The sequence below is a fragment of the Rhodoblastus sp. genome (genome assembly GCF_052145335.1).
Classification (GTDB): domain Bacteria; phylum Pseudomonadota; class Alphaproteobacteria; order Rhizobiales; family Beijerinckiaceae; genus Rhodoblastus.
Genome location: NZ_JBKQOU010000012.1, coordinates 14,425 through 37,591, shown reverse-complemented (window position 1 = coordinate 37,591; position 23,167 = coordinate 14,425). Strand labels below are relative to the sequence as shown.

At 61.0% G+C, this 23,167-nt stretch carries 23 protein-coding genes and 1 tRNA gene; 9 read left to right on the top strand and 15 right to left on the bottom strand.

The features are described 5' to 3' along the window. Positions 1–31: 31 nt before the first annotated feature. Both ACLP2E_RS00825 and ACLP2E_RS00820 read right to left on the bottom strand, forming a co-directional pair. A complete protein-coding gene (locus ACLP2E_RS00825) occupies positions 32–967 on the bottom strand; it encodes a TIGR00730 family Rossman fold protein (protein ID WP_442462577.1) in 936 nt (311 codons plus the stop codon). Positions 968–1,097: 130 nt separating this feature from the next. Then, on the bottom strand, positions 1,098–1,433 hold the full coding sequence (locus ACLP2E_RS00820; RefSeq protein WP_442464872.1) for a hypothetical protein: 336 nt from the start codon (positions 1,431–1,433) through the stop codon (positions 1,098–1,100). A gap of 171 nt (positions 1,434–1,604) precedes the next feature. Here ACLP2E_RS00820 and ACLP2E_RS00815 point away from each other — a divergent pair, with 171 nt between their 5' ends. Together ACLP2E_RS00815 and ACLP2E_RS00810 are read left to right on the top strand one after the other, a co-directional pair. Beyond that, positions 1,605–2,048, top strand: coding sequence for an acyl-CoA thioesterase (locus tag ACLP2E_RS00815; protein WP_442462575.1), 444 nt, complete (start codon positions 1,605–1,607; stop codon positions 2,046–2,048). Positions 2,049–2,079: 31 nt separating this feature from the next. Continuing rightward, positions 2,080–2,155: transfer RNA gene (locus ACLP2E_RS00810), tRNA-Ile, on the top strand. Between the two features lie 41 nt (positions 2,156–2,196). Here the strand turns inward: ACLP2E_RS00810 and ACLP2E_RS00805 are convergent. Both ACLP2E_RS00805 and phhA read right to left on the bottom strand, forming a co-directional pair. Next, positions 2,197–3,021 (bottom strand): DUF72 domain-containing protein, encoded by an 825-nt coding sequence (locus ACLP2E_RS00805; RefSeq protein ID WP_442464871.1) that lies wholly within the window; start codon positions 3,019–3,021, stop codon positions 2,197–2,199. An 81-nt stretch (positions 3,022–3,102) separates the two neighbouring features. Continuing rightward, entirely contained in the window at positions 3,103–3,993 is an 891-nt protein-coding gene (phhA, locus tag ACLP2E_RS00800) for a phenylalanine 4-monooxygenase (protein WP_442464870.1), read from the bottom strand. A 146-nt stretch (positions 3,994–4,139) separates the two neighbouring features. Here phhA and ACLP2E_RS00795 point away from each other — a divergent pair, with 146 nt between their 5' ends. Next, the gene (locus tag ACLP2E_RS00795) at positions 4,140–4,751 is read left to right on the top strand and encodes an alpha/beta hydrolase family protein (RefSeq protein WP_442464869.1); all 612 of its coding nucleotides are present in this window, start codon (positions 4,140–4,142) and stop codon (positions 4,749–4,751) included. 20 nt (positions 4,752–4,771) lie between these two features. On the opposite strand, the gene ACLP2E_RS00790 is transcribed toward ACLP2E_RS00795, so the two are convergent. From ACLP2E_RS00790 to ACLP2E_RS00780, 3 genes are all read right to left on the bottom strand, one after another. After that, on the bottom strand, positions 4,772–8,635 hold the full coding sequence (locus tag ACLP2E_RS00790) for a response regulator (RefSeq protein ID WP_442464868.1): 3,864 nt from the start codon (positions 8,633–8,635) through the stop codon (positions 4,772–4,774). 191 nt (positions 8,636–8,826) lie between these two features. Beyond that, positions 8,827–9,066, bottom strand: coding sequence for a hypothetical protein (locus ACLP2E_RS00785; RefSeq protein ID WP_442462570.1), 240 nt, complete (start codon positions 9,064–9,066; stop codon positions 8,827–8,829). A 278-nt stretch (positions 9,067–9,344) separates the two neighbouring features. Next, entirely contained in the window at positions 9,345–9,539 is a 195-nt protein-coding gene (locus tag ACLP2E_RS00780; protein WP_442462569.1) for a DUF1236 domain-containing protein, read from the bottom strand. A gap of 452 nt (positions 9,540–9,991) precedes the next feature. Here ACLP2E_RS00780 and egtB point away from each other — a divergent pair, with 452 nt between their 5' ends. Both egtB and egtD read left to right on the top strand, forming a co-directional pair. Beyond that, on the top strand, positions 9,992–11,275 hold the full coding sequence (gene egtB, locus ACLP2E_RS00775) for an ergothioneine biosynthesis protein EgtB (protein ID WP_442464867.1): 1,284 nt from the start codon (positions 9,992–9,994) through the stop codon (positions 11,273–11,275). Beyond that, complete coding sequence (gene egtD, locus ACLP2E_RS00770; protein WP_442462567.1) at positions 11,265–12,224, top strand: L-histidine N(alpha)-methyltransferase; 960 nt, start codon at positions 11,265–11,267, stop codon at positions 12,222–12,224. Before egtB ends, egtD begins: the two co-directional genes overlap by 11 nt. A 21-nt stretch (positions 12,225–12,245) precedes the next feature. Here the strand turns inward: egtD and ACLP2E_RS00765 are convergent, their stop codons facing one another. Then, positions 12,246–12,563, bottom strand: a complete 318-nt coding sequence (locus ACLP2E_RS00765) for a DUF3175 domain-containing protein (RefSeq protein ID WP_442462566.1) — start codon at positions 12,561–12,563, stop codon at positions 12,246–12,248. An 855-nt stretch (positions 12,564–13,418) separates the two neighbouring features. Next, positions 13,419–13,925 carry a YciE/YciF ferroxidase family protein gene (locus tag ACLP2E_RS00760; protein WP_442462565.1) on the bottom strand — a complete coding sequence of 169 codons (507 nt, stop codon included), beginning with the start codon at positions 13,923–13,925 and terminating at the stop codon, positions 13,419–13,421. 625 nt (positions 13,926–14,550) lie between these two features. Here ACLP2E_RS00760 and ACLP2E_RS00755 point away from each other — a divergent pair. Both ACLP2E_RS00755 and ACLP2E_RS00750 read left to right on the top strand, forming a co-directional pair. Continuing rightward, positions 14,551–15,036 (top strand): DUF1236 domain-containing protein, encoded by a 486-nt coding sequence (locus ACLP2E_RS00755; RefSeq protein ID WP_442462564.1) that lies wholly within the window; start codon positions 14,551–14,553, stop codon positions 15,034–15,036. A 67-nt stretch (positions 15,037–15,103) separates the two neighbouring features. After that, entirely contained in the window at positions 15,104–15,418 is a 315-nt protein-coding gene (locus ACLP2E_RS00750) for a hypothetical protein (RefSeq protein WP_442464866.1), read from the top strand. Between the two features lie 27 nt (positions 15,419–15,445). On the opposite strand, the gene ACLP2E_RS00745 is transcribed toward ACLP2E_RS00750, so the two are convergent. Together ACLP2E_RS00745 and ACLP2E_RS00740 are read right to left on the bottom strand one after the other, a co-directional pair. Then, positions 15,446–15,682, bottom strand: coding sequence for a hypothetical protein (locus ACLP2E_RS00745; RefSeq protein ID WP_442464881.1), 237 nt, complete (start codon positions 15,680–15,682; stop codon positions 15,446–15,448). 122 nt (positions 15,683–15,804) lie between these two features. Continuing rightward, positions 15,805–16,860, bottom strand: a complete 1,056-nt coding sequence (locus ACLP2E_RS00740; protein ID WP_442462562.1) for a glycosyltransferase family 4 protein — start codon at positions 16,858–16,860, stop codon at positions 15,805–15,807. Between the two features lie 427 nt (positions 16,861–17,287). Here ACLP2E_RS00740 and ACLP2E_RS00735 point away from each other — a divergent pair, with 427 nt between their 5' ends. Then, positions 17,288–17,827, top strand: coding sequence for a DUF4142 domain-containing protein (locus ACLP2E_RS00735; RefSeq protein ID WP_442464865.1), 540 nt, complete (start codon positions 17,288–17,290; stop codon positions 17,825–17,827). After that, the gene (gene ku, locus ACLP2E_RS00730) at positions 17,749–18,684 is read left to right on the top strand and encodes a non-homologous end joining protein Ku (protein WP_442462560.1); all 936 of its coding nucleotides are present in this window, start codon (positions 17,749–17,751) and stop codon (positions 18,682–18,684) included. The genes ACLP2E_RS00735 and ku (ACLP2E_RS00730) overlap by 79 nt, the downstream gene beginning before the upstream one ends. Before the next feature lie 171 nt (positions 18,685–18,855). Here ku (ACLP2E_RS00730) and ligD read toward each other — a convergent pair whose 3' ends face one another. The 4 genes from ligD to ACLP2E_RS00710 all read right to left on the bottom strand — a co-directional run bounded on the left by ligD (position 18,856) and on the right by ACLP2E_RS00710 (position 23,026). Further along, positions 18,856–21,369, bottom strand: coding sequence for a DNA ligase D (gene ligD, locus ACLP2E_RS00725; protein ID WP_442464864.1), 2,514 nt, complete (start codon positions 21,367–21,369; stop codon positions 18,856–18,858). Between the two features lie 3 nt (positions 21,370–21,372). Then, positions 21,373–22,302, bottom strand: a complete 930-nt coding sequence (gene ku / locus ACLP2E_RS00720) for a non-homologous end joining protein Ku (protein WP_442464863.1) — start codon at positions 22,300–22,302, stop codon at positions 21,373–21,375. Between the two features lie 60 nt (positions 22,303–22,362). Beyond that, the gene (locus ACLP2E_RS00715) at positions 22,363–22,575 is read right to left on the bottom strand and encodes a CsbD family protein (protein ID WP_442462557.1); all 213 of its coding nucleotides are present in this window, start codon (positions 22,573–22,575) and stop codon (positions 22,363–22,365) included. 238 nt (positions 22,576–22,813) lie between these two features. Then, positions 22,814–23,026, bottom strand: a complete 213-nt coding sequence (locus tag ACLP2E_RS00710) for a hypothetical protein (RefSeq protein WP_442464862.1) — start codon at positions 23,024–23,026, stop codon at positions 22,814–22,816. Between the last annotated feature and the right edge of the window lie 141 nt (positions 23,027–23,167).

The window sequence follows — 23,167 nt, the reverse complement described above, 5'->3', positions numbered from 1 at the left end:
AGGCATGGGGTGCTCCCGATGCCACGCCGAATCAAATCCCCGGCGCCGCGCGCTCCCATCTGCTGAGACTGTCGAAAATATCCTGCGCGGTTTCGGCGAACCAGAACAATTCCCGATCTTCGAGATCGATTACCCCTTCCTCGGCGAGAAAATCGAAATCCACCGCCTTGCGCCAGAAACTCTCGCCGACCAGCACAATGGGGATCGGTCGTTTTTTGCGCGTCTGGACCAGCGTCAGCACTTCGAACAATTCGTCGAACGTGCCGTACCCGCCGGGGAAGGCCACCAGCGCCCGCGCCCTTTGCAGGAAATGCATCTTGCGCAAAGCGAAATAATGGAACTGGAAACACAAATCCGGGGTGACATAGGGATTGGGATATTGTTCTTGCGGCAGGCTGATGTTGAGGCCGATGCTCTTGGCGCCGACGTCGAATGCGCCGCGGTTGGCCGCCTCCATGATTCCCGGGCCGCCGCCGGTCACGATCAGGGTTTGGGCGCCGCTGGAGGCTCGATTGGCCTCGCCAACGAGACGGCCCAGTTCACGCGCTACATCGTAATAATGGCTTTTGGCGAGGATTTTTTCGGCGACGGCGAGTTTTCGCGCCAGCACGAATGCGTCATGCGAGCCATTCGCCTCCTCCAGCGCGGCGCGCGCCGCCTCGACGCGGCGCTGCGCCTCGGAAGGTTCGCAAATGCGGGTCGAGCCGAACACGACGATAGTCTGCGCGACCTCCTGACGGCGCAGCGACAGTTCGGCTTTGAGATAATCCATTTGCAGCCGCAACCCGCGCGTGTTGAGGCCACCGAGAAAGTCGGAATCTTCTACCGGCAGGCGATAGGAAGGCGAGTTGAGAATTTTTTGCACCCGGGCCGGCGCGCCGGGGTCTTCCTCGGCCGGCTTGGGATGTTCCCAGGGCAGAGGTTCGCGGCGTTCGATCGGATGGGCAGGGATGGGAATTTTCGGCATATGGTCGCCGTTCGAACGGTTTTTGGCCAAGATTTCAACTCGGAAAAAAGAGATGGGTTTCGCGCCGCGCCGCGGCGCTTCGCCTGGATTTGGTCCTGTTTTGAAAGTTCGTCCGCCAGCCCCGGCCCTGTCAGTCATTCTCGGCGTTGAGGTCCTCTAGCGCAATCGTCGCCGAGGCGTCCTGTTCGCTTTCGACGTCGGTCAGCAGACGCGCGATCATCTGCGCTATTTCGCGCGCTTCGGCTTCGGTGAAGCGGCGCGTCTGTGCGCGAAATGAGGGATCGTCCTCGTAATCGACCCAAGCGACGGTCCGCCCCGCGCCGTCCTCGATGGAAAACATCTTGCCGGATCGGCGAAGGCCGAGCGGCAACGTGATCGGCAGAGTTCTGGGCTCGGCGTCCACCTCGTCCCGCCGGACCCATTTGCGCCCGAAGGTCGGACGTCCGAATTTATCGCGGTGTGCCATCGTTTTGTCCTAACGCAAACGGCGCATCGTCCGTTCGCCCATGGTCAAGAAATAGTTTCGCGGAGAGGCCAGCGCAAGGCTCACGCGGGGCTCGCGCCGATTTGCCGCCCTACCCACTCGCCTTTTGCCTCTGGCCTCTTTAACTTGGCGGCGGAAGCAGAGGATTTGTTCATGAACGCGACTCAACAGGCGGCGGGAGGCCCCAAGGGCGCATTGACGGTGCGGGTTGTCGCCATGCCCGCCGACACCAACGCCAATGGCGATATTTTCGGCGGCTGGGTGCTGTCGCAAATGGATATGGCCGGCGGCATAGCCAGTGTGGAGCGGGCCTGCGGCCGCGTGGTGACGATCAAGGTCGACACCATGATCTTCATTCGCCCGGTGCGGGTCGGCGACGTGCTCTCTGTTTATACCGAGGTGGAGTCGATCGGCCGCACCTCGATGAAGGTGCATGTCGAAGCCTGGGCGACGCGATTCATCACCCACCTTCAGGAAAAGGTCACCGACGCGACCTTCACCTTCGTCGCCATCGACGACCATGGCCGCCCCCGCCCCATCCCCAGCGACGACGACGTTTCGGGCGATGCGTTGCCAAGCTCCGTGAAATCGGTCTAAAACGCCGTTCCGCCAATACGCGGAAAAGGTGGGGCCGGTAGCTCAATGGTTAGAGCCGGCCGCTCATAACGGTCTGGTTGCAGGTTCGAGTCCTGCCCGGCCCACCAATCCGCATGGCCGAGCGCGCCTCCGCTATGCAGCGCCCCGTTTATCTCAATCTTTTCATCAGGGACTGCGCCGCCGCCGGATTGTGCGCCTTGTGGCCAGCGATGAAATAAAAAAAGACATCGCGAGGCTCTGGCTGGGCCGGCTCGACCATCGGCGCGAAGCAGCCCGGCATCTTGCCCTCGGCGAGACGAGTTGCGCGGTCGGCCCACAAATCGAGCGCAGCGTTGGAATAGCCCTGTTTTGGCCTCGATTTCGAACCCATGACCCGCAGATAGACAAAGGGCGCTGTGAATTCGGCGATCTTGGGAAATTTGGAATCGCCAGCAAGGGCGATGGCTACTCCGTGTTTTCGCGCAAGCTCTACCGCTGCGGCGCAGGCAAAACTCTCATGCCGGAGTTCGACGGCGTGGCGCAGCGAGAGCCCATCATGCCGCTTTGGCAGAAGTTCGAGAAAGGCGGCGAAATCTTCTTCGATGAATTTCTTGGTCGGCAGCATCTGCCAGAGGATCGGTCCGAGCTTGTGGCGAAGTTCGGTGACGCCGCCGGTGAGAAAACGCTCGACCGATTCGCCCGCCTCGGCGAGGACGCGGCGATTGGTCGCAAATCTCGGACCCTTGACGGAGAAGACGAAATCGTCGGGCGTCGCCTCCCGCCAGCGGATGAAACTTTCGCGTTTCTGCGTCCCGTAATAGGTGCCGTTGATCTCGATCGATGAAAGATGTCGGCTGGCGTATTCGAGTTCGCGCTCTTGAGTCACGCCCTGGGGATAGAACAGCCCGCGCCAGGGCCCGTAGGTCCAGCCTCCGACGCCGATGCGGATTTCTCCCCTTGGATCGGAATTTTGTTTGGCTGCCGCTGCACGCACCCTGTCGCCTTCCCATGCTCCAAAAATCGGTCATTGACCGAAAGCTGATGCAACGCCTGCATGGACGGAATGTTTCGAGGTTTACGGCTGGGAGGGGAAACCTGCGCACTTGCCTTCGCCCCTGCCCTTGGCGCGGAAATAGTGGAAATCGCCTTTGGCGATGATCCGGTCGTTTTTTGCAAGCTCGTCGGGCTCGAATTCCGGGCCTGAGCGCAGGCGGTCGTAAAGGGCGCCGAAATCCTGGTAGCAGTCGTGGAGCAGCTGGTCGAAACTTTCGATCACGAAATATGTCTGCTGGAAATCGTCGATGAGATATTTCGTGCGCATGATCCGCTCGAGATCGAAGCCGACCCGGTTCGGCGACGCATCTTCGAGCGCGAAGATCGTCTCGGCCGGCGACGACATGATGCCGGCGCCGAAGATGCGCAGGCCCCTCGGCGATTTCATCAAGCCGAATTCGACGGTATACCAGTAGAGCCGGGCGAGGTTGTGCAACTGCCCCCGCTCGAGCGCCCGGCGGCCGCCCCTGCCATAGGCCTCCAGAAACTGCGCATAGACCGGATCGGCGAGCAAGGGAACGTGGCCGAATACGTCATGGAACACGTCCGGCTCCTCGAGATAGTCGAGTTCCTCCTCCGGCCTTATAAAAACGCCAGCCGGGAAACGGCGATTGGCGAGATGGTCGAAGAAGGCGTCGTCGGGAATGAGGCCGGCGACCGGCGCGACGCGCCAGCCCGTCAGAGCCGACAGCTTTTCGGATAGGTCCATCAAATCGGGGATGCCGACGCTGGACAATCCGAGCCTGGACTTGGCTTCGAGAAAGGCCTCGCAAGCGCGGCCGGGCAACAGCTTCTCTTGACGCGCGAACAGGCGGCGCCAGCGGTCGTGCTCCTCGGCCGTATAAGTCGGCCAGTCCTGGTCGATGGTCCAGTCCGCATTGCGCCGCGCGTTGACGTAGCGATTGCGTTTCATCGGTTCCGCCCCTGACCCGATTGCCTCACCTGGCTCACTTGTCGAATGAAAAACCGCGCCAGCGGGCTAGGCGTTGCATGACTTGGGAAAAATTTCCGCGTCGCGCTGCGGTTCCGCTGGTCTGCGGCCCCGTGCTAGAATTCGCCATGACGAAACGAGACTTTGCCTTTCTTCTCGCTCCCGGCGCCGGCGCTCCAAGCGCCCATCCGCGAATGCAGGCCTTTCGCCGGATGCTGGAGCCGCTGGGGACGGTCGTTCCGTTCGACTACGCCTATGCGATCGAAGGAAAAAAAAGCCCGGACCGCCTGCCCAGGCTCATTGAAACGCATCGCGCGGCGCTCGCCGCATTGCGAGAGAGGCACAAAGGGCCGATCGTTCTGGCTGGCAAGAGCATGGGCGGGCGCGTCGGCTGCCACGTCGCCCTGGTCGAGCCGGTCGATGCCGTGATCTGTCTCGGCTATCCTCTTTGCGGCAGCGGCGATGTTTCGAAACTGCGCGACGAAGTGCTGGTTTCGCTCGCCACGCCGACGCTGTTCGTTCAGGGGACGAAGGACCGGCTCTGTCCGCTTGACCTGCTTGATGGCGTCCGCCAGCGCATGAAGGCCGCCAACGCCCTCCACGTCGTTGAAGGCGGGGATCATTCATCGCTTGTTTCCAAAAGTGAACTCAAGGCCCGTGGCGTCAGCCAGGAGCATGTCGACGAAGAAATCCGCAAGGCGATCGCCCGTTTTCTGGCCGTCGGAAAACCAGTTCGTTGATTTCTCGCGCGACTACCTGATCATGGAGCCGGCGACGCACGAGCATCCCGGTTCGCCGGTCCCGTGACTTCCGCCAGGGCGGCGGAGAGCTGCTCCGGGGAAAAGGGTTTGCGCAGACGGCGTGTCGTGCGGGCGCCGGCTGGCAGTTCCCCGTAGCCGGTGGCGAGAATTACCGGCAAGTGGGGCCAGCGGGACTGGATCGTCTCTGCAAGCTGGACGCCGGTCATGCCCGGCATGATCTGATCGGTGACGACCACGTCGACCGCCACGCCGCTTTCAAGAAGATCGAGGGCCTTTCGCCCGGAATAGGCCTGGACCGCTTCATGTCCCTGCTCCTCCAGAACCAAAACCATCCCCATCAACACCAGAGGGTCGTCATCAACCGCCAGCACGGTCAGCTCACGCTTTCCCGAAGGCCCCGGCGGGGATTGCCCGGACGTGGCCGGGATTGCAGCTTCCTCGGCGGCAGTGGAAACAGGCAACAGGATCTCGGCGGTCGTACCTTGTCCGGGCGCGCTGTGCAGGTCGAAACGGCCGCCGGACTGTGCCGCCAAGCCGTGAACCATCGACAATCCCAGTCCGGTTCCCTTGCCTGCGCCCTTGGTGGTGAAGAAAGGCTCGGTGGCCCGCCGCAGCGTCTCGGCGTTCATCCCGGTCCCGCTGTCGGTGACCATCAGGCGCACGTACCTTCCCGGCGCCATCTGACCGCCCGGAACGATCGCCACCTCGTCGGATGAGATGGTCAGGACGCCCCCTTCCGGCATGGCGTCGCGAGCGTTCACCGCCAGATTGAGGATAGCCATTTCCATCTGGTTGCTGTCGACCAGCGCCTTCGACGTGCCGAACGCATGCCGGGTTTCGATGCGAATATGGGGCCCGAGCGAACTGACGAGCAGGTCGGCCATGCCAAGAACGAGTTCGGGCAGGCTGACCGGTTCGGGCTTGAGCTCCTGCTTGCGCGCAAACGCCAGCATGCGTTGCGTCAGGTTCGCCCCGCGCTGCGCCGCCTGGATGGCGTTGTCAATGAGCATGAACTGGCGCAAATCTCCGCCCTGGAGGTGAGACTTGACGATTTCCAGGCTGGTCAGGATCGCCATCAGCAGGTTGTTGAAGTCGTGCGCTATGCCGCCGGTCAATTGACCGATGCTCTCCATTTTCTGCAATTGCACCAATTGCGCCGCCGCCAGATCGACGCGATGTTCCAGTTCGGCGTTGAGCTTGCTCAATTCCTCCTGGGCGGTCCTGCGGGCGGTCACGTCGGCGGCGGCGCCGAACCATTCGTAAATCTCCCCATTCGGATCGAGAAGAGGAACAGCGCGGGAATGAGTCCAGCCCCAACTGCCATCCGCGAGGCGGACGCGGTATTCGCGGTCGAAAACGCTCCTGGTTCGGATGGCTTCCTGAATGTCGCTCCAGACGGAAGAAAAATCGTCGTGGTGAATGTTGTGCTTCAACCAGTCCGCCTTTGGTATCCGGGCGTCAGTGAGGTTGGGGCCGTCGAGCTCGCGCATTTCCGCCCAATCCGGGCTCATCCGATAGGTCACTTGCGAGGTCGCTTCCACCAGCGCGCGCAACCTTGCCTCGCTTTCACGGATGGCTTCGGCCGCGCCGCGGCGCACCTGGGCCAATTTCAGCGCCGCGCCAATACGGGCGACCAGTTCGCGCGCGGAAAAAGGCTTGATGAGATAGTCGTCGGCGCCTGCCGTCCGACCCTGTACTTCGGCGTCTTCGCCGGCGCGGGCGGACAGCAGGATCACCGGCAGGTCGCGCATTCCAGGGTCGGCGCGGATTGCCTGCAACAACCCCAGGCCGTCGAGACGGGGCATCATCACGTCGGTCAGCACAAGGTCGGGGCGCCTTGCCCTTATGGCTCCCAGCGCCTCCTCGCCATCGGCGACAACCTCGACCACATAGCGATCGGCGAGGAGGCGCTGGACGTAGTCCCGCATGTCGGCATTGTCGTCGGCAAGCACCACGCGAGGCCTGGCGTCCGTCGCCGCCGGCCGCGTCAGTTCCGCGTCAAGGTCGATATCGTCCGGCAGCGCCGTAGGCAGCCAACGCAAAGCTTCTTCGAGAAAGGTGTCGGCCTGCACCGGGTGCGGAGGCGAGTTTGGCGCGCTCCTGACAAGCTCGGCGGGGAGATGCGTCGTGCCGAGGGGGATGGAGACGTAGAAACAACTTCCCTTGTTCGCGCCGCTTTCCACCCTCACCGTTCCACCGTGCAGCCGGGTGAGTTCCTGGACCAGCGACAGGCCGATGCCGCTGCCCTCGTGACTGCGGCCGCCGGCGTTGGCGACGCGGTGGAAGCGTTCGAACAGGCGGGGAATCTCGGCCTCGGGAATGCCGATGCCGGTGTCGCACACCGCCAGTTCGGCATTGCGGCCGACCAGCCGCAGTGAAACCGCGATCTGGCCTTGCAGGGTAAACTTGAACGCATTGGACAAGAGGTTGAGGACGATCTTCTCCCAGCTTTCGGAATCGACGAAGACGGGTTCCGCCAAGGGCGGGCAATCGACGACCAGAGCAAGGCCGGCCTTGTCCGTGGCCGCGCGAAAATTGCTGGCAAGCTCGGCGGTCATCGCTGAAAGGTCGACGGGCCGGAACACGGCCTGCGCCCGCCCGGCTTCGAGCCGCGAGAAATCAAGCAGGGTGTTGACGAGCCGCAGAAGCCGCAGGCCGTTGCGATGGACGATCCGCATCCACTCCGAGTCCTCGCCAGGCTGCTTGGCCGCCTTGCCCAGCCTGTCCTCCAGCGGCCCCAGCATCAGTGTCAGCGGGGTTCGGAATTCGTGACTGATGTTGGAAAAGAACGCGGTTTTGGCGCGATCGATCTCAGCCAGCGCCTCCACTTTGCGCCGTTCGTTTTGATAGGCCTCGGCATTGGCGATCGCAGCCGTGATCTGGCCCGCGACCAGCCTGAGAAAGCTCCGATACTTGTCGTCGTAAAGCCGGAAGGGATTCAAGCCGACGACAAGGACGCCGTTGCAGCCGGAGTCGCCGGTTGCCGACAGCGCCAGCGCGGCGGCCCTGACCGGCGCCTTATCCCAGGGACCGGCCGGGAACCGGGCGTCAAAGTGCGCCGCCAGTTCAACCACCTGATCCCCGTCGCCCAGGCATTCGGGAGAGGGCCATGCCGACGGGCCGCCGACAAGGAAATCCGGCGTCGCCGGATGGCCACGCTCGATCCCGCAAACCTCCTTGAGGGCCGCGGCCGTTTCGCCGCCTTCAGCCAGATATATCATGGCGAAGGGGATGTCCTGGGGATCTGTCGCCAGGGCCAGGGCGGCCCGCCGGCAGGCCTCGTCGGTGGTGCGGACGTCGGCCGTTCCGGCGGACAGGTCACGCAGCAGCGCCAGCTGGCGTTCGCTGATCACCCGCTGGGTGTCATCGGTGTTGGCGCAAATGATGCCGCCCGCATTGTCCTTGTCGTCAGGGATGGGGCTGTAGGAAAAAGTGTAGTAGGTCTCCTCGGGATAGCCGTTGCGCTCCATGACAAGGAGGTGGCTCTCGATGTAGGTTCCCTCGCCGCCAGTTGTCGCCTGCGACAGCATCGGCGCGATATCGTTCCAGATTTCATGCCACACAACCCGGGTAGGAAGGCCAAGACTGTGCGGATGCTTGCCGCCGATGATGGCCTTATATGGATCGTTATAGAAAAACAGCAGATCCGGCCCCCAGCCGATCCAGATCGGCTGACGCGATGTCAGCATGATGCGAACGGACGTCTTCAGGCTTTGTGGCCAGGTTTCCGGCGGCCCCAGCGAGGTCGACTCCCAGTCGAAGGCCCTGAGGCGGGCGCCCATTTCCCCGCCGCCAGCGAGAAACGGCGGTCCAATTACAGGAACATCGTAATGCTCGCGCTTATCTGCGGCGGCGTTATTCATATTTCCTTCCCGATCCGAAGCAGAAAACCCCGAAAGGAAAAGAAGGTTGCAACCGCTGTCCCTGCAGACCTCGAGATTGGGGAACCGAGCTGAAATCCCTCGCCGGGAGCGTCCGCCGAGCGGCAAGGCGCTACGGCGTGCGCCTGGGTAGCAAAGAGGGAGCCGCGAACCGGCTCCCTCTTGCCCTGGGCTCACTTGTTCTTGTGGCTCTGCTCGCCCGCCTTGACATGCTGCTCGTGCGAGCCGCCCTGGGTCGAGCTTCCCGAGCCTGAGCCCTTGCGGCTTTGCTCGCCCGCTTTCACGTGCTGTTCATGGGAACCGCCCTGCGAGGAAGATCCCGAGCCGCCGCTCTTGGGGCTATCGCTGCTTTTGTGGCTCTGTTCGCCCGCCTTGACATGCTGCTCGTGCGAGCCGCCTTGGTTTCCAGTCATATTGAACTCCTTGTTACGACGGAACAATCCCGCCGCATAAACAACTCCGTTAAAAAATAATATGTTCCGCAATTAAATTACAAATAGTCAATTGCATAAGCTTTACTTTTCATTTCAAAGCACAAACTATACATTCATTAGCTACAAAAAGCCATAATTATACATTATTCAATAATATTAGAAATTGATGCCTCCGCAATCTACAGGCGAAGCCGCCGGCATTGCGATCTGGTCCCCGCCGCACCTGGGCGCCGCCTCGCGATTAAAGCGTTGGATTGCTACTTGATCACCTGCTTTATAACGCGGGTGTTTGGGTCAACCAGGACCGGATCGCCGCCGATCACGGTGTAGCGATAGGGCGTGTCGCCATATTGCGGTGGCGCTTCGTGATATTCCACGCCGCTCTCCGGCAGGACCGCGCCAACCCTGACCGGTTCGTCATAGGGCGCCGGTTTCGGATGGCTGCGGAGCACGAATTCGCGAAAGCCCGCGCCCTTGTTCAGATCGATAAGCCCATTTTTCGCGCCGTCGATTCCCTGCCGCCATGAACGGGGCTTTGCACGGTAGCGTCGGGCTCCGCTCCTGGAACCGGGTTTCTCTCTGTGGCGCCCGGGTCCGCGGGAACCGCGCCTTGGGCATGGGCTCCGCAGCAGGAAATAACCAGCGTCACGAGACACGCCGCAAGCGCAGAGCCCGCACTCATGACTTCCTCCATCAAGTGAGCAAAAACGCGTTGCAACTCAGTGGGTTCCAGCGAACGGCGGCGCCGACGGCGTAAATGATGAAACATTGCCGGGGCGCAATCTCGCAGAAAATGGGAACTTCACCGGACTGGCGGCGTTGAACGGCTCTCGACGAGCATGCCGGACGCTCGCAGAACCCTTGCCTCGACGCCCTTGCGGCCAGCTCAAAAAAGCGAAAGCCCATGCCCCTGCAATCGCGCCACGGTTCGTCGTCCGATCTTGATGAGCTCACGCTCGTTTTTCGCTCCGTGCGAGAATCAAGCTCCAGTCTCGTCGCGCCGCTTTCGGACGCCGACGCAACCGTTCAGTCCATGCCGGACGCGAGTCCGGCGAAATGGCATCTCGCGCATACGAGCTGGTTTTTCGAAACCTTCGTCCTCGCGGCGAACCTGCCGCATTATCGTCACTTCGACCCGCATTACAACTTCCTGTTCAATTCCTATTACGAGGCCTTCGGCCCGCGACATGCGCGACCCCGGCGCGGCATGCTGACCAGACCGACGCTCGAAGAAATCCTCGCCTATCGCGCCCATGTCGATGCGGCGATCGAACATTTGCTGCTTGAGGCGCCGTCGCCCGGAATCGTCGAAACGATCAAGCTTGGCTGTCATCACGAGCAACAGCACCAGGAGCTTTTGCTGACGGACATCTTGCATCTCTTCGCGCAAAATCCATTGCGGCCGGTTTATCGGCTCGGCGGGGACGACAGCGTCGCCGCGGCGCCCCCGGCGGCGTCCTATGAGGAGTTCGAGGGCGGCATCATTCAAATCGGCGCCGGCGGGCTTGATTTCGCCTTCGACTGCGAGCGCCCGCGACATCGCGTTTTCATCGAGCCTTACAGGTTGAGCAATCGCCTGGTGGTCAATGCGGAATGGACGGATTTCATCGCCGATGGCGGCTATCGCAATCCGCTGCTCTGGCTTTCGGAAGGCTGGTCGAAGCTTTGCGCCGAGAAATGGTCGGCGCCGCTTTACTGGGAAGAGCGCGACGGCGAATTCTGGACGATGACGCTTGCTGGCCTTCGGCCCGTCAACCCCGCCGAGCCGGTCGTCCACGTCAGCTATTTCGAGGCCGACGCTTTTGCGCGATGGGCGAAAGGTCGCCTGCCCAGCGAAGCGGAATGGGAGCGCGTCGCACTGAACAATCCCGTCGAAGGCAATTTCCTGGAGTCCGATCTGCTGCGCCCCGCTGCCGCGTCTGCAACAAAATCCGGAATGCGGCAGATGTTCGGCGACGTCTGGGAATGGACAAGCAGCGCCTTCGCCCCCTACCCGCGCTTCCGTCCGAGCGAAGGCGCAGCGGCGGAATACAATGGAAAATTCATGTGCGGACAACAAGTCCTGCGCGGCGGCTCCTGCGTCACGCCGGTGAGCCATATCCGCGCAAGCTACCGAAATTTTTTTCCCCCCGACGCCCGTTGGCAGTTTTCCGGCCTCCGTTTGGCGGGAGACGCCAATGAGGCTTGAACGCGCGCGTCTGCCAAACCATGCGGACGCCGCGTTCCGTGAGGAAGTTTTTGCTGGACTGGCTAGTCCCCAAAAGCGCATCCCATGTTGCTGGCTCTACGACGCGCGGGGATCCCAGCTGTTCGAGGAAATCACGCGCCTCGAGGAATATTATCCGACCCGCGCGGAAGCGGAGATCCTGTCGCGCCATGCGGGCGAAATCGCCGGGTTCTGCGGCGAGCGCGGCCTGTTGTTCGAATATGGCGCGGGCTCGGCCTTGAAGTCCGAGATCTTGATCGGCGCTTATCCATCGCTCCGGCTTTATCTGCCGATCGACATCGCCGGCGACATGCTTGAACAAACCGCAATGCGAATTGGCGAGCGCTTTCCGAAATTGGACATTCGACCGATCATCGCCGATTTCAATCAGGAATTTGAGCTTCCCGCTGGTTTGCCCCCCGGTCCGAGGGCCGCTTTCTTTCCGGGGTCGACGATCGGCAATCTGAACCTTCGCGAGTCGGTCGCCTTTTTGCGCCGTCTTCGCCGGCACGTCGATGGACGAGGAAACGCCGTGATCGGCGTCGACCTGAAAAAGCGCCTCATGACGCTGCTCAATGCCTACGACGATCGCGAGGGCGTAACCGCCGCGTTCAATCTTAATCTTCTGGAGCGGATCAACCGCGAGCTTGATGGCGCGTTTCCAATCGACAGGTTTGCCCATGAGGCGCGCTGGAACGCGGAAGAATCCGCGGTGGAAATGCATCTGGTCAGCCTCGATTCGCGGATCGTCGAGGTTGCCGGTCACAGGTTCCGTTTTGCCGCCGGCGAGACCATCCACACCGAAAGCTCGCGAAAATATGACGTCGCCGCTTTCGCCGGCCTGGCGGCGCTGGGCGGATGGCGCGTGGCGAAGATCTGGCGCGACGAGAAGGGGCGCTTCGCTGAAATCGGGCTGGAGGCGTCTTCCTAGCCAAGCCGGGTCCGCGTCCGCTCACGCGCGGCCCTTTGGTTCGCGCCCGAAAATCTCGCGCAATCTAGTCTTTGCTGTCTGAAGCTTTTTTTTTCGCGCGGCGCTTAAATTGGCGCCGGCCCTGTTGATGTAGAAGGTCAGCATCGACATGGCCGAACGGAAGGGCGCGGCTTTTCGGCGCTGGCTCCGTTCAGCGGAACGTTTCAGCGATTGTGCAATTTTGGTCGGATCGTCGCTTTTGAAAATATCCTTTTCGAGATCCATCGCATCGCTGTTTTGCGTGACCTCTCCAGACCATTTGCGTTCCCGATTGCTTTCCTGTTTTTTGCGCGCCGGCATTTCCGTTTCCTCTCGACATTCTATAGACTGCGCGCCGCGAAAGCTGCGCGCGGGGCCGGAGCGGTTGGTTCCGGCCCCGGATCGACGACCGGCGCCTCGCCTGGCGTAACATTCGGAATCTCGCTCGGCGGCCGCTCACCGGGGCGGGGCGGCGCCATCGGCGGATCGGGCATCGGAAACGGCCCCGGCGGCTGCGATGGCGGATCGTGAATTGGCGATGGACCCGACGGCTGTGGCCTGGGAACAGGAACTTCAGCCGGGGGCGATGTCGGATCGTTCGCGGGGGTCATCAGATATCCTTTGCGCTGTCGCCGGCGGCGACCTCGTTTCCTTCCGCGATTGCGCCAGCGCGCTTCCGAGGAAAGCGACGCCCGCGGCGGCCGCTCCGCCCAACATTATGTTGCGCCTGACAGCATCGTGTCGGAAACCCGCCCAACGCCAGATTATTCTTAAAGTTCCGGCGTTCGCCGATCTCCGGAGCGGGTTAAACAGCGAAGCCGCCAAAGAAAACTCGTGTTCATCCATATGAGATGAGCGCTGGAAACCATCGATGCGTTGCGCGAAGACGTCGATGCACGGACGGCGATCGCAAGCGTCAATCAGCGTCGCCGTTCACCGCACCGATGATTTTTGTCGCGGCGGGATTTGGCGCAGGTCTCATTGTCGGCTTGTGGAGACAACGCGATATCGAGTGGGGACCGCGCGACAACGCGGGCGCCTTCCGTCGACAGGAACAGGCCAATTGACGCTGGTCAGTCTTACCAGCGCCAACGCCATAGAAATGACGACGTTGCAGCACTCCTCGCGAGCGTTCGTGCACGGCATCGACAAGTCGCGCTGTCGCCGGGAGCGCGGTCACGCCGCTGCGCGCTGATTGACTCCGCTCTCGGCGATTTGACTCAACGCCTTGTCCGTCGCCACTTCTTCCGCGAGATTTTGCTCCAGCAGGCGCGCGCATTCCGGTTTCCCCAGAAGCTTCGCCCAGGCGATCAAACTGCCATAGCGGGTAATTTCATAATGCTCCACCGCCTGCGCGGAAAAGATCAGGGCGGAGTCCATGACGTCCTTGTTGTCGGCGTCGCCGACGGTGGTGTCGGCCTCTTCGAGAATGCCGTCGATCGCGGGACAATCGACGCCCTGGATCTCCGCGTCATACAGGCGGAAGACCTCTTCCAGTCGCTTCACCTGCCCTTCCGTTTCATGCAGATGCTTTTCAAATCCCTGTTTCAGCAGCGGGTCCGTGGCTTTGTCCACCATATCCGGCAGCGCCTTGAGGATCTGGTTCTCCGCGTAATAAATGTCGCGAAGCGCGTGAACGAACAGGTCGTTCATGGAATGAACATCTTTCGACCACCAACCCATGGCGCATCATCCTTCACATTGAGGGAAATAACTCGCCTTCCGGAAAGGGAAAGCGCCTGTGGAACGCCTCGCTGGAAAAAAGGTTTCATTGGAGCAGCTGACAACAGGTAAGCTACAGCACAGACCGCAGACGCCTTGGCTGAAGCATAGCAGCCGTGCGATCGGCGTCATTTTTACGACTTAGACTTAACATTTATTGCTATAATACGTTTAAAAATAAACCATATAGACATTTATATTTGCGTGTCATTGGAACAAAATCATCAATAGGTCACTTTTCAGGGGGCGCCGACACGGTTCGGCTTACCAACAGTCCAACAATTACGTTTATTGGGAGGGCTCGATGCGGAAGACTCTATTTGTGACGACGGCCGTCGCAGCGCTAGCGATTTCGCCCGCGAGCTGGGCGCAGCAGGAGCGCGCGCCTGGCGGCGCAGGCGGGGAACCAGGCATGAACAGCAAGGAAGCGCCCGCCATCAAAGCTCGGGGTGAAAAAACGGGATCTCCGTCGCGCGATGAAAAAGCCATGTCGGGAGAAAACGAAAAAGCGTCGAAGCCGGCAATGAGAGCCGACGAACAAAAAATGGATTCGAGGGGCAAAGGCGCAAAGGCCGAGGATAGCGGCATGAAGGAACAGCCCGGCGCCGCGTCCCGTTCCGAATCCGACAACACCAACATGCAGCAGAAGCGCGGAGCCAGGGAGAGCCAGGGAAGGGAAGAGCGCGGAATGCAGCAAGGTCAGGGCCGGGACGAACGTGGAATCGAGCAGAGCCAAGGCCGCGACGAACGTGGCGTGCAGGGTGAGCAGCGTGGACAGCGAGCCACTTCGACCGAAGGCGGCGAAAGAGGCGGCGGGCAGATTTCATCCGAACAGCGCAGCAAGCTGAGAACCGGCTTCAAGGGCGTCCAGGTTCGCGAAGCATCGGGCGTCGGCATCACCAATGTTCGTGTCGGCGCAAGCATTCCCAGGACTGTGAGCGAATATTGGGAGCCGGTTCCGGCCTCGATCCTGGAAATCGTTCCCGCCTGGGGCGCCTATCGCGTCGTTCGTATCCACGACGAGATCGTCATCATCGATCCCGCCACATTCGATATCGTCTACGTCTTCTGAAATGCGATGAGAGGAAGACGCGCCGAAGGCGCGTCTTCCGTTTTCCGTTGCCCGCGTCGAATTAGGGGTGGTGCGCGTGAAGCGACTGAACAACAGGTCTGATCCACTGATCAAACTCATTGCGGCGAACCTGTTCGGCGGAGCGGTTCTGGGGGCGATATTGGCGACGGTTTTGCTGGTCTTCGACATGGCTGACTTGCGCACGCTCGCCCTGTCGGGCGACACCGCGCTCACCGCCATTGTCATGCTATTCGTTTGCTCGGCGTCGACATTCGCCACCGCGGCTATTGCCGGCGCCATTATGATGCTTGCCGTGAGCGATAACGACGACATTTCCGGCAACGCGAAAATGGAACTTGGCCTCGTCGCCGATCGGCATTGAATTGCAGCGACTCGCTCGTCGGCTCCGTTATCGATTCTGCGGGGCGTCCGGTTGGTCCGAGGCCCCGGGCTGAGTTTTATTGGCGTTATGGTGGCCCACCACGCATCCGGCCGCCGCGCCCATCTTGCCGTGCCCTACCATATGTCCGGCGACGCCTCCCACGATAGCGCCCTTGATGCATCCTTTCGCCATCACCGGAGCGGGCGAAGCGGCAAGCACAAGAAAGACCGCGGCCAGCAATTTCGAATTCCGTTTCGAATTCATTGTCATGATTGCTCCCATAGGCGCTCAGCCTTGCCGTGATTGGCGGCTTTTTAGCGCCCCGCTTTTATAACGATGTGGCCGGGAGCGGCGTTCCCTGCGCGGGTGACGCCGCGCCTATGGGGTTAACCGACGACGAGTCGAGGCCGCTCGCGCGCGCTTTCGACCAATTTGCGATAGACGGAAATATAATCCATCGCCATGCGGCGGGACGTGAACCTTTCCTCGAATTTCATGCGAATTATTTTGCGCGACAGCTGCTCGACCTTGCGCACCGCTTCGACGGCGCCGGTCTCGTCCTCGACGACAAAACCGGTGACGCCGTCTTCGATGATTTCGGCGACGGATCCGCGGTTGAAAGCCACCACCGGCACGCCGCAGGCCATGGCTTCGATCATCACCAGGCCGAAGGGTTCGGGCCAATCGATCGGAACCAGCAGCGCGGTCGCGCCGCTCAAAAATTCCGCTTTGCGATCATCGCCGATTTCGCCGATGAATTCCACGTCCGGCGCATCGAGCAGAGGACGAACCACTTCACTGAAATAATCAAAGTCGGCGCGATCGATCTTCGCGGCGATTTTGATCGGGATCCCGCAGCGCCGGGCGATGCGGATGGCGTTATCGAGTCGCTTTTCCGGAGAGACCCGGCCGAGAAAGGCGAGGTAAGACGGTCTCGCGGGCCTTGGCCGCAACAGGTTTACCGGCAATCCGTGAGGGATCGTCGCGACCCAGTTGGCGCCTGGCAAGGGACGCAGTTGCGACTTGGAAATCGAGATGACCGGCACGGAGGAGAAAGTCTCGAAAACAGGCTGATGTTCGGGCAGGTCCAGCCGTCCATGCATGGTCGTGACGAAGGGAGTCCTCTGCTGCGACATCAAGGAAAAAGCGTAATAATCGGTATGGAAATGCATCAGGTCGAATTCGTCGGCGCGTCGAAAAATCTTTTCGAGCATCATCATATGCAAGGCGTTGGGGTCGCGAACGGCGCCGTCGAGCCGCAAGGCGCGAGGCCACATCGGCTCAAGCCTGGCGTCGGTCACCGAATCGCCGCTGGCGAACAGGGTCACGTCGTGTCCAAGCGCAACCAGGTCTTCGGTGAGCCAGGAAATGACCCTTTCGGTTCCTCCGTAAAGCATGGGCGGAACGGCTTCCGTCAACGGGGCGATTTGGGCGATACGCATTGAGATCCATCCTTTCCCTTGCAGTCTGATCAATCACGAAACATCGCCCGCTTCGCGGCGAAACCGCGCTGCTCGAACGTCAGCGATCAAACGCCACGCAGTTTTCTTTGGTTTCATGGCAGCGGAATTATTGCGCTCTAGCGGGAATCGACGAACCGCAGTCGCGCCAACGCCGCAAGGCTTGAGACCGGTTCGAGGACGACATCTCCAAGGTCAAGCCCGAGCCTATTTCGGCTGGACCGTGGGATCGCCGCCCGGGCTTCCGGGAGGAGGAACCACCGGCATGGCGCCGGCGGGAGGCGCCGACACTTGGCGAAGGTCGCCCGCAACTCGGCGAAAGCCGGCGCGGACGCGCAACCAATCTGACCAGCCACGCGTTGCAAGCGCTGGATGGCGGGGCCTCAAGCCGCTCATTTCGGGAGAGCTGATGAAAAGATTATTGATCGTAACCGCCTGCGCTCTGATGTGCGCCCCGGCGCTGGCTCAATCGGCGAGCGAAAAGCTCGGCTCCAATTCCGCGCTCGGCATCAGCCCGACGACTGTGGATTTTGTTTCCGAAGCCGCGACCGGCGGCCTATTCGAAATCAAGACAAGTCAACTGGCGCTGACGCGCGGTGACGCGTCGAGCAAGTCCTTCGCCCAGACGATGATCGCAGACCACAAGAAGGCCGACGCCGAACTGAAGGATCTGGTGCAATCGAAGAAGATCGACGTGACGATTCCCGGCGACCTGACGAAGGCGCAACAGTCGAAACTGGAAAAGCTGGAACAGCTGAAAGGCGCGGATTTCGACAAGCAATATCGCGACGATCAGTACAGCGCGCACAAGGACGCGGTGTCGTTGTTCCAGCGCTATGCGAAGGGCGGCGATAACCCGGCGCTCAAGCAATGGGCGCAGCAGACGCAGTCGATGCTGGAGCATCATCTCGAAATGGCGCGGCAGCTGTACAGGCAGGCAGCGAACTAATTCCGCCCCCAGGTTCAGCGCGAGCGCACTTCATGTTGGCAGGAGCGCATATGGCGTCGCGTCCGTTCTGGAAAGGCTACCTGAAGCTGTCGCTCGTGACATGCGCTGTGGCCCTGACTCCTGCGATAACGGAAAATGCGAAGATCCGCTTTCATGTCCTGAATCGGCGCACCGGCAATCGCGTCGTCAGCCGCTACGTCGATGCGGATGACGGCGATCCGGTCGAGGAGGATGACCTCGTCAAGGGTTATCCGAAATCGGAGAACGAGTTTGTCCTCCTTGATGACGACGAACTGGAAAGCTTGGCGCTCGAAAGCACCCGAACCATCGACATTGAACGTTTCGCCCCCGAAGACGCGATCGACTGGATGTGGTTCGATCGGGCCCATTACATGACGCCCAACGATAAAGTGGGCGAGGAGGCCTTCGCGGTTATCCGCGAAGCGATGAAGGCGACGAAAACGGTCGCGCTTTCGCGCCTTGTTCTCTACCGCCGCGAGCGACCGGTCATGCTGAAACACAGCGGCAACGGCATCATCCTCTGGACCTTGCGCTATGCCGACGAAATACGAAATTCAAAAAACTATTTTGAAGGCATAGTCGATGTGAAGGCCGACCCGCCGGCGCTCGTTCTAGTCGAAAAACTCATCGACAAAATGAGCGCGCCCTGGAGCGCAAACCTGGTGCGCGATCCGACCCAACAAAAACTTCAGGACATGATCGCCGCGAAGCGCAAGGGTCAACAGGTTGCGAGCAAGGCCGCCGATGTTGCGCGCCCGACGGGCAAGGTCATCGATATCATGGACGCGCTGCGTAAAAGCCTGAAGGCGGAAACCGGATCGCCGAAATCGCGCTGATGTACAATTCGAGAATTGCGGGCGGCGCATGACGGCTTGGTCAGATAGGACGATCATGGCCGCGCCCGCTTCAAAAAACCCAGGAAATCGCGAAAAGTTCAAAAATAATTTTCGGCTAATCGATTGAAATCACGTTATATTATGACGATAGGGAGACGGGCGCGTCCGGCTTTAGCCAGACTTCTTCCGCCGCGACGCGCTTTGGCGTAATGGCGCGGCCTGCTCGCGAAATTGCGCCCACGGAATCGTCTCGATCGCCGACATTCGCGCGGGCGTATTGGCGATGGTGAAATGGGCCGGACCGATGGCGTCGTTCAGTTCGCTCCAGTCGATCGGCATCGATACCGGCGCGCCCGGACGCGCCCGCGGGCTGTATGGCGCGATCGCCGTCGCGCCGCGCTGGTTGCGCAAATAATCGACAAAGATTTTTCCGCGCCGCGACGCCTTGGCGATGGTCGATACGTAGAAGTCGGGGCTATCCGCGGCCATGGCGTCGGCCATGGCTTTGCAAAACGCCTTGACCTCCGGCCACTCGGCCTGCGGCCGCAGCGGCGCCGCGACATGCAGTCCCTTGCCTCCAGACGTCTTGATGAACGCCGTCAGTCCCTCGCTCTGCAGTCGATCGCGTGTTTCCTGCGCCGCCGCGATAATTCGCTCCCAGGAAACGTCCTCGCCGGGATCGAGATCCATGATCAGCATGTCCGGCCTTTCCAGATCGTTCGCCATCGATCCCCAAGGGTGAATTTCCAGCACCGCGCCTTGTGCGAGCGTCAGGAATCCGTCGAGGTCATTGATCCCGATGAGGACGCCGGGCTCGCGCGGATCGCGAAGCGCAACCAGCGCCGACCCCGCGCCTTTCCAGAGATGTTTCTGGAAGAACTGCTCCCCCGTGATGCCTGTCGGGCAGCGAAGCAGCGCCAACGGACGACCGACGACGAAGGGCGCCGCATGGGGCCAGATTTCCGCGTAATAATCCGCTAGCCCCTCCTTCGTCACGCCGGCGTCCGGCCAGTAGATCCGGTCGGCGTGGGTGAGCTTGATATTCCGCCGAGAGTCCATTGATTGCCGAAGCTCCTGGGATTGTCGTGGCTCCTGGGATTGCCGCCTTGACGGCTCCGTCTCGCGTAAAACCGCGCTCGCGGCTTTGTCCTCCCGCAACCCGCGAAAGGAAGCGTGTCGCAGATGACCGTCGGCGGTCCATGCGCGAAATTCGATCTCCGCGATCAGTTCCGGTTTGACATATCGCAGCTGGCGCGATTCCTCCGTCGTGAGCCTGTCCGCGAAAGGCGTTTTCTGAATTTGCAGAGGATCGAGTTTCTGAAACAAGCTTTGCGCCATCGCAGCGGAAAAACCTGTCCCCACCCGCCCGGCGTACTTCAATACGCCGTCCTCATAAAAACCCAACGCCAGCGCGCCGATCGCTCGCCGGGAAACCGTCGATGGCGTGAAGCCTCCGATCACGAATTCCTGCCGGGCTGTGCACTTCGACTTGATCCAGGCTTTGCCGCGCCCCGATCGGTAGGGCGCGTCCTTCTTTTTCGACACCACGCCTTCGAGGCTCAAGCGACAGACATGGCGAAGAACCAGCGCGCCGCTTTGCTCGAAATGTTCGCTGTAGCGCAGCGCTCCTTTTCGTCCCGCCAGGATTTTTGCGAGCAGCCCCTTGCGTTCGATCAGCGCGGCGGCGCGGAGATCGTAGCCGTCGCAATAGAGGATGTCGAAAAGGTAGAATCTGAATCGGTCGCTGCGTCCCTCGCCAAGATCGCTCTGCAGCGCGGAAAAATCCGACGCGCCGTTGCCATTTTCGACGACAAGTTCGCCATCGAGCACTGCGGTATTCACAGGAAGCTTGCGAAGCGCATCGTTCACGTCGGCGCCGAATCTCTGCGTCCAGTCGAGCCCATTGCGCGTCAGCAGCGTCACCTTGCCGGATTCAATCCGCGCCTGCAGACGATAGCCGTCGAACTTGATCTCATGCAGCCATCCGGCCGCAACCGGCGGCTTGGACGCCAATGAGGCCAGCGCGGGCTCGATAAACCTCGGCGTCGGCGCCTTTTTCGCGCCCTTGATTTGTGAAGGCGCAACTGGCGGAGCGGGAGGAGCGGCGCCTGTGTCCGCGACCTCCGCCAAAGTGCGGCCGGTTTTTGCGGAGGCCGGTTGCTCGTCGAGAATGTCGGCGTCCTGCTCTGCGCGCGCCGCTTCGTCGTCGCCCTTGATCAGAAGCCAGTTTTCATGTTTTTCGCGGGGCTTTGGCGCCATGCGCACGAGATGCCAGCGGCCGTTCAACTTTTCGCCCTCGAGTTCGAAATCGAGATGGCCCTTGGCGAGGCTTTTTACGGGGTCATGCAGGGGCCGCCACGAGCCCTTGTCCCACACGATCACCGTTCCCGCGCCGTATTCCCCCTTCGGTATATTTCCTTCGAAATCCCCATATTCGAGTGGATGGTCCTCGACCTCGACGGCCAGCCGTTTTTCGCCGGGCACAAGGCTCGGACCTTTGGTGACGGCCCAGCTTTTCAGGACGCCGTTTAACTCAAGGCGAAGATCATAGTGCAGCCGCCGCGCGGCGTGCTTCTGTACGACGAACTTGCCAATTGAAGACCGTTGTTTTTTTGCGCCGGGCGCGCCTGGAGGCTCGCCAGTCTTGTTGAAATCGCGTTTGCTGCGGTAAGCCCCCAGCGCCATGGATCAACCCGCCTTGCTGCGTTTTGCGCCGGCCCGTCGGCCTCCCTGCTGGGGCTTGGGAGAGGGCTTGGAGGAAGACTTGGAAGCAGACTTGGAAGAAGACTTGGAAGAAGACTTGGAAGCAGACTTGGCGGTCTTTCCCCGCCTCTCGCTTTTGACGGACAGGCCAGCGCTATCGCGCAGAGCCCGCATGAGATCCATCGAAGGGGTGGGCTTCCCTTTGGGAGGCGCGGCGATCGTGCGGCCCTCCAATTTGGCCTTGACGAGATCGGCCAGCGCCGACTCGTAACGATCGACATACTGCGCGGGATCGAAAGGAGCCTGCTTCGTCTTGATGATGTGTTTGGCGAGATCGAGCATTTCGCCCGGTATCCTCAGATCTGGAATTTCGCCGAAAACTTCAGCCGCGCGACGAAGCTCGTAATCGAAGTGCAGCGTGGTCGCGATCATCCCCGATTCATAGGGGCGGATCAGCAAGGTGCGGAGCCTCCGGAAAACCACGGCCTCAGCGATGGCGCCAGCATGGCGGTCGCGCAAGCCCTCGCGCAGGATGCTGAAAAACTCGACATCGCGATTGCTCGCCGGGGTCAGGTAATAGGGCTTGTCAAAGCAGGTTTCGTCGAAGTCGGCGAGCGCGACAAAGGCGTGGACTGAAAGGATCTTGTCGCTCTTGGGGCCGGCTTCGGCGATCTCCTCGGCTTCAAACGAAACGTATTGATCCTTCTCCGTCTCATAGCCCTTGACCTGATCGTCCTTTTCGACGCGTTCGTCGGTGACGCTATCGAAAAATTCGCGGCGGACGCGGTGACCGGAAGCCCGATTGACCGTGTTCAACGCAATCCGCTCGGAAGTCGAAGCGGCGGTGAAAAGGGCGACCTCGCAGGTCGCCGCTTCCAGGCGAAGAAAGCCCTTCCAGTTTGCTCGGGGGGCCACGCGAAATGCTCCGGGAACCCGGCGGCCGCCTGTTCGCCGGCGACCGCCGCATCGAAACGTCTAGGCTTTGTCAACCGCCTTCTTGACGGTGTCCTTGGCGGCGCCGCCGGCCTTCTGCGCGGAGCCTTTCAGCTCCTGAGCGGCGCCCTTGGCGCGCAGGTTATCGTCGCCCGTCGCAGAGCCGACGCCCTGTTTCACCTTGCCCGCCATTTCGTTGGCGGCGCCCTTGATTTTGTCCGTCTTGCTGGTGGTCATGATTGCATTCTCCGTCATGGTTCGGCGCCTCGGGACTCAAAACCCCATGCTTCGAGTCGGGAGCGGTGGTGAGCGCCAATGCGCGTCGCAATCGGGGCTCAGGTAAACTGCGCGTCTCCGGCCAGGAAGATTGTCAAATTCAGGATAACCGGCCTTCCGCGACAGCGCCTAATTTACTGAAAACAAACGTCTCTTGGCTTCGATCGTTCCGAATCCCAGCGAAGTTCGAAATCATGCCCCAATGGGACGCATGCGCTCAGGAACGCGTGCGAATGCCGTCGTTGCTTCTTTCCCGATCCTCGACGCCGACGTGCAGATGTGGAAACCGGTCGAGTATGCGCTTGGCTTCCGCTGCGGCGGCGTCCCAACTGTCGAAACTGCGCTTGGCCTGTGCATCGACCAACAGCACATAACGCCCGGTTTCAGGGGGCTTGCGGTTCTTCGCAGATGTTTGATTGGCTGCGCGCATGATCGCCTCAGTGATGGTACAGGAGGGCTATCAAGATGATGATCGGAATCGGAACCCCAAGCAGCCAAAGCAGAATACCCCTACCCATGATTCCATGCTCCCTTTTTCGATGACGACGGCGCGTTTCGCATTCGCGTGCAA